Source organism: Streptococcus marmotae (genome assembly GCF_001623565.1).
Taxonomy (GTDB): domain Bacteria; phylum Bacillota; class Bacilli; order Lactobacillales; family Streptococcaceae; genus Streptococcus; species Streptococcus marmotae.
The window spans coordinates 1-5,997 of record NZ_CP015197.1; the positions used below are offsets into that span (position 1 = coordinate 1).

Genomic DNA, 5,997 nt, shown 5'->3' on the forward strand with positions numbered 1-5,997 from the left:
GGCATTAGACCGACCAACAGACGATTTATTAAGTTTAGTCCCAGGTTACTTATTGTCAAGAAAACGTGAAATAAATGTCTAAAATGTTGAAGGAATCAAAGTTAGAAGCAAAAAGGAAATTTATTTTCTTTTTGCTTTTTTTTTTTAGCAAACACGAATAAATAAAGTGACCAGGAAAAAAACGGAGGTAAAAAAATGAAAAATGAAGTCATTATTCTTGGCGCACGACCTTATGATTTTACAGATGAACGGACAGGAAAACAGATTACAGGTGTATCTTGTCACGTATTGCCATTAACGAATGTTGATCCGTTGAATACCAGCGGATTGATTCCAGTAAAATATTCTCTAACCCCTGAACAGTTTGCGGAGATTGCTCAAACTCCTTTACCAGCACGTGCAAAAATGCACATGACCGTTAATATCGCAACTAAGAAAGTTTCCTTTGAAAAATTTAGTGATGTAGCTGTACTTGACTTAGCCGGTTAAAGATATGGATGGAGTATCTAACGAAGATTTTATTGCTTATAACAAAGCGATTTTAGATAGACTTGATGAACAGACAAAGAAATCTGAACAAGTTCTTTTAGAATTAAAAAAGATTAGTCAATTTTTCTGATTCCGAAAAGCGACAAACAGAAAAAGATAAGCAACTAGAAGAGAAAGAAAAAGCAAGAATTGAATCAGGAGAACAAACAACAGAAGAAAAGAGTTTGTTGGCTTTAGAAAATCTTACAAAAGTTATTCAAGAACAACCACCATCTTCTGATGATGCTATTTTGAAAGAATTAGAAAAATTAAATTCTAGTTATGATGAGTTGAAAACAGCTGAAACTACGGAACAGGTCAAAAAATTAGTGACACAAATCCAAAAAGATTATGATCATTACCATTTTCAGACAAGTGTAGTAGCATTTTATGGAATCTTGATTATCCCTGCTTTATTATTATTTCTTTTCCTCCATCATTTATTAAAGCAATTTTTATAGAGCCTCCTTTGTCTCTTGGTAGGGACGTTAAACTATACCAAAGAAAGGAGGATAATCGTATGATTACAGCAGAATTGTTAGCACCAGTGAAGGATGCAGTAATGCAAGCAGTTCCAGCAGTTTTACCAGTAGGTGCTACTATGCTTGGAGTTAGTATGGCGGTTGGCTTTACTGTTAAGACGTTAAAAAAATTCTTCTAGTTGAAAAAACACTTGGAAACAGGTGTTTTTTTGAAATGGTGATTTATGAAAAAGTTTAAAAAAATAAAAATATTATTTTGTATTATCCTTTTGATTTTTAATTTAGCTTATCGACCAAAACCAGTTAAAGCTGATGCTGGAGTGGCATCTTTTGGAGGTATGACATTGATTGCGCTCAATCCTGAAATTTGGCCAGTTGTCTTAGTTGGGTTAGCGGCAGCTTTACTTTTGGGCTATACAATTACGAATTGGGATGACATTTCAGCTTTCGGTGCTGCCGTTGTTGAACAATTAGAAATAGCTGGTCATTCGGTGGACGAATTTGTATCTGGTACCTCTGTTAAAATTGATGCGACTTTTAAAAAGGCAGTTAAGAAGGCATCTGTAGGAGAAAAAAATAGTATTTCTAGATACATTGATAAAAATTCGTACACTTATTCAAATGGTTTTAGAGTTTTATTAGGCAGTCATAAAATCAATGCTGGCTATGTCCTAGTGTTTCCAGAAGGTAGAAATATATTTACAGGAAATTTAGAAAAAGGGAAGTATTTTAGAAATATTAAATATAATCCAGAAACTGATTTTTTGGGTACTTCTTTGTCCGTATCTATGGAAATTTTGCCTTTGCCTGATAAATTTAACCCTCTCTTTATTCTTCAAGTGTAATTCTGCAAGGTGTGAGTGGGCAATTAAATGTTGAGACAAATGGAAATGGCGATGTCATAAAAGTTTCTAGGTCTTTTTCAAATATAGAAAAAGTTATTCCGACTGATTTGAGATTTTCTGTAAATACTCCTACAGAAGTTACTATAACGCGTGTTACTATACCTAGGACTGATATTGGACAAATGTTCCTGTTACCGATTTAAAAGTTGGAGCTATTTCAGAAGGGAAAATAAACGATTATATTGATACAGCTTTTCCTTCCGACAACAACAGTAAAATTTGATCCTAAAGCTAGAGTAGATGGAACTACTTTAGTACCCACCGTACAGGAACTGGAAAGAATTCGAGCAGGTTCAGCAGTCGGTGCTCAAGCTGGAACTGTTACATTAACCGGAGCAAATTCTATGACAGCTACAGGGGCTTCTACAGGCCTTGGTTTAGATTGGTTGGCAAAACTATGGGAATGGTTGAAAAAGCTCTTAGATGCGATTTTAAGCATTCCTGGGGCTATATTAGACGGTTTGAAAGCTTTATGGGATTGGTTAGCTAAAATTTTGCAAGCTATTGGAGCAATTCCAGGGCAATTGTTGAATGGTTGGTGAAAATTTGGCAGGCTATTACAAGTATACCAGCGGCTATAGGAAGTATAGGAGCGACTATTGCAGATGCATTTAAAGCAGCTTTAACATGGGCGTTTGGAATAGATGGAGCATGGTTGAAAGAGCGGGTTAATAGTTTGAATGTGCTTTTAGGTCTAAATTTCCAAATATAGAACCGCTTGAATATAGCATTGGAGAAAAAGATGATTTTTCTGATATGCATATTAGTTTGTTAGGGCAAGATTTTGTCATATTAGATGGCTCGGTAGCTACTAGACTAGCGAAGCCAATCAAGGTATTTATTAAAGCTGTTTTTTATGTTCTATTGGCCTTATTCTTTGTGAGAAGGTTCCATAAGGTAGCGGAGGATTAGGACATGGTACAAGGATTGTTAGGAATGTTATTTGGTATTTTGGAATGGTTGATTAGTTTGTTTCCATCTTTTCAGTTTATCAATAAATTTGTATTGTCTTTGATAGTATTTCAAGCGTATTGTATGAGGCATCTCCATTTGTTCCGTTTAATGATTTATTTATTTGCATTGGATTGATTTCAAGCTTTTATATAGGGCTTTTCCTGATTAAGGGAATAAATTGGATTATACATCGAGTGCCGTTTTTAAATTAAAAATATCAAGAAAGGACAAAGCGGAGGGCGAAAAAGTCCGCATTTGCGGACTTGCGCCCCACCGCTTGGCATTGGTTGAAGATTTTGAAGAAAAAAGGAAATCGAGTAAAAGGGCAATTTGAAACATTATCAGAAAAGCCCTTTGGGTCATTAGTTTATGATATGGTTCAACGTATCAAGAATGGTCGAGAGTTTAAAGAATACGGTCTTACTCTTTATTGTGGTCGTCAAGGTGGCGGAAAAACAATGGCTATGACAGAGTATTTGGAACGAATGAGGAAATTGTATCCAGAAGCTTTAATTGTTACGAATTTTGGATATATTCATCAAGATTTAGAGATGACCAGTTGGCAACAGATTTTTGAAATTCGTAATGGGTTGAAAGGGGTCATTTTTGCGATTGATGAAATACAAAATGAGTATAATTCATCTGCTTGGCAAAAATTCCCTGAAGGACTTCTTGCAGAAATCACTCAACAAAGAAAACAACGGATAAAGATTGTTGGAACTTCCCAGGTATTTACCAGGGTCGTTAAGCAGCTTAGAGAACAAACTTATGAGGTTGTAGAATGTCAGACAGTGGGAGGACGTTGGACGTTTACCAGGGCATTCGATGCTGAAGATTATAATGCAGTCTGTGAAAGACCTGAAGCTAAAGCGAAGATTCGTAGGTTGTGGCGACGTAGTTTTGTTCAGAATAAAAAATTACGTGAAAAGTTTGATAGTTACGCCAAAATAGAGAGAATGGCAAAAGAAATTAAGGGTTGAAAAAGGGGCTGAAAGCCCCTTTGAGAAACCCACTTCGTGGGTTTCTTCTTATCTTGATACTAGTAAGAAATAACTCACGGGCAAAAAAATCACCTTAAAAGTGGGTGAAACCATTGGTAATACTGAGTTTGTGGCACAAAAAAAGACCTTGTTTTTAGTCAAAGCTTGTGGTATAATTTAAGGTGTCCAATCTATAAATTATGAAAGGCTTATTGTAAAAGCAAGAACTTTTTTGTGTAATTACATTTAGGTAGGTTTATTATATCATGGAAGAGGTATTAAATCAAGGGCAAATACTTGTCGATAAGAACAAAAAGGGAAAAGATAGACGTTGGAAAGAACGGAAAATTCTGTCTTTGAAGCTAGCTGATATATTTGAGCAATTGCAGTATAAAGAGACGATGGTCGAACGTGTTTCAGCTTGTTGTGATGTTTTGAAATTTATACAACAAGCTGATGGGAACTTGAAGTTATATCAATCTTATTTTTGTAAAAATAAATTATGCCCATTGTGTAACTGGAGGCGGTCCATGAAATATTCTTATCAAACGTCAAGAATAGTTGATGAAGCTATGATCCAATATCCAAAAGGGCGCTTTCTCTTTTTAACCTTGACCGTAAAAAATGTTCCAGGATCAGAACTTAATACTACGATTAGTTCATTGACAAAATCATTTGACCGTTTGTTTAAACGTGCGAAAGTCCAAAAAAATTTATTAGGTTATCTTCGTTCAGTTGAGGTAACGCATAATGAAGCAGAAAATACCTATCATCCCCATATTCATGTTTTGATGATGGTTAAGCCTGGTTATTTTAAGGGCGGTAGCTATATTTCTCAAGAAGACTGGGGGCAGATGTGGGCGCAATCACTCAAGGTCGACTATATTCCTTTAGTCGATATTCGAGCGGTCAAAGAACAAGGAAAAGGACTAAAAGGGGCAATCCTAGAAACGGCAAAATACCCCACTAAACCCTTTGAATTGAGTATGGAGAACGCTCAAGTTGTAGATGATTTATATAATGGCTTGTATCGCAAACGACAATTAGGCTATGGCGGAGTGTTTAAAGAAATCAAGAAAAAATTAGCCCTTGATGATGCGGAAAATGGTGATTTAGTGCATACTGCAGATGAAAATGATGACCTATCATCAGGAACAAAAATAGTTGCGATATGGAACGCAACTAAACAAAATTATATCATTAAATAAGAGTTGGTTTAAAAGCCCCAACTCTTTTATTATACCATAAATATTTTTGAAAAAATAGTCTTTTTTTTTTTGATATATATGTTATTATTTTTATGAAATATACTTTGTTTATTTTGAGAGGGTCTGAAATAATAATAAGGAGGACTTTGATATGAAGAAGATATTTAAAAGAATAAAAAAATATATTATTTTATTTTTAGGTTCAGTTGCTGTATTAGGTGGTCTTATGTATTTTAGTGAAAAAACTGAAGCTGACACTTATTCACCTTGGGTACCGTATAGTTATGGACCTATTCAATATGACAATTTTACATATAATGGCTTTAAGCCAATGAAGCGTAAGTTTAGATGGGTGAAATATGTAAGAACGTATACTGATAATAATGGACGTTCTAGATATTTGTATAAAGATGAAATCGAAAATTTAGGAATTATGCCAAGGTAATAAATTTTTCCTCCTCTCAAAATATTTATGTTTAACTTTATTAGGTCTTGATTTGGAACAAGACCAAGCAAAATTATATTATAAAATAAATATTTGGCAGGTTCTAACCTGCCTTTTTTTCTTTTGAATATCTGATATAATAAGAGAAGGCACTACTAAACAGCCTTCGAAAGGAGGTGTTGTCAGTGAAAGTGATAGAACTTCTCTTAAATGTTATCGCCAATGTAATTGCAGGAATTATCTTGTATTACGTTGAAAAATGGCTAGATAAGCGATAATAAAAGTAGCTGTCCTAGCCCGAACGCTCGCCAGAGTGCAAAAAAAAGTCCCTTGCAAAGTGGAAAGTGCAGGGGCTTTTTCGTTGCCAATGAAAATTGACAGAACTTCTTCTTACTCTTAGTCTAGCATAAAACCAAAGATAAGTCCACGTTTTATGTCGCGAAAGTTTCTTGGACAATAAGCTGGGACAGAATAAACTAGAAATCGTGTTGGTGG

General features: G+C 34.8%; 8 protein-coding genes. All 8 read left to right on the top strand.

Features of this window, described 5'->3' with window-relative positions; genetic code table 11:
- Positions 1-195: 195 nt before the first annotated feature.
- Complete coding sequence (locus A4H00_RS11260; RefSeq protein ID WP_067091663.1) at positions 196-489, top strand: hypothetical protein; 294 nt, start codon at positions 196-198, stop codon at positions 487-489.
- 224 nt (positions 490-713) lie between these two features.
- Entirely contained in the window at positions 714-989 is a 276-nt protein-coding gene (locus tag A4H00_RS11265) for a hypothetical protein (protein ID WP_067091666.1), read from the top strand.
- 59 nt (positions 990-1,048) lie between these two features.
- Positions 1,049-1,189 carry a hypothetical protein gene (locus A4H00_RS11965; protein ID WP_157771016.1) on the top strand — a complete coding sequence of 47 codons (141 nt, stop codon included), beginning with the start codon at positions 1,049-1,051 and terminating at the stop codon, positions 1,187-1,189.
- Positions 1,190-1,234: 45 nt separating this feature from the next.
- A complete protein-coding gene (locus A4H00_RS11270) occupies positions 1,235-1,855 on the top strand; it encodes a hypothetical protein (RefSeq protein ID WP_067091670.1) in 621 nt (206 codons plus the stop codon).
- 242 nt (positions 1,856-2,097) lie between these two features.
- Positions 2,098-2,457, top strand: coding sequence for a hypothetical protein (locus A4H00_RS11275; RefSeq protein ID WP_067091673.1), 360 nt, complete (start codon positions 2,098-2,100; stop codon positions 2,455-2,457).
- Between the two features lie 708 nt (positions 2,458-3,165).
- Positions 3,166-3,849 carry a zonular occludens toxin domain-containing protein gene (locus A4H00_RS11280; RefSeq protein ID WP_067091685.1) on the top strand — a complete coding sequence of 228 codons (684 nt, stop codon included), beginning with the start codon at positions 3,166-3,168 and terminating at the stop codon, positions 3,847-3,849.
- A 266-nt stretch (positions 3,850-4,115) separates the two neighbouring features.
- Entirely contained in the window at positions 4,116-5,057 is a 942-nt protein-coding gene (locus A4H00_RS11285) for a protein rep (RefSeq protein WP_067091678.1), read from the top strand.
- Between the two features lie 151 nt (positions 5,058-5,208).
- Positions 5,209-5,502, top strand: coding sequence for a hypothetical protein (locus tag A4H00_RS11290; protein ID WP_067091681.1), 294 nt, complete (start codon positions 5,209-5,211; stop codon positions 5,500-5,502).
- Positions 5,503-5,997 lie beyond the last annotated feature (495 nt).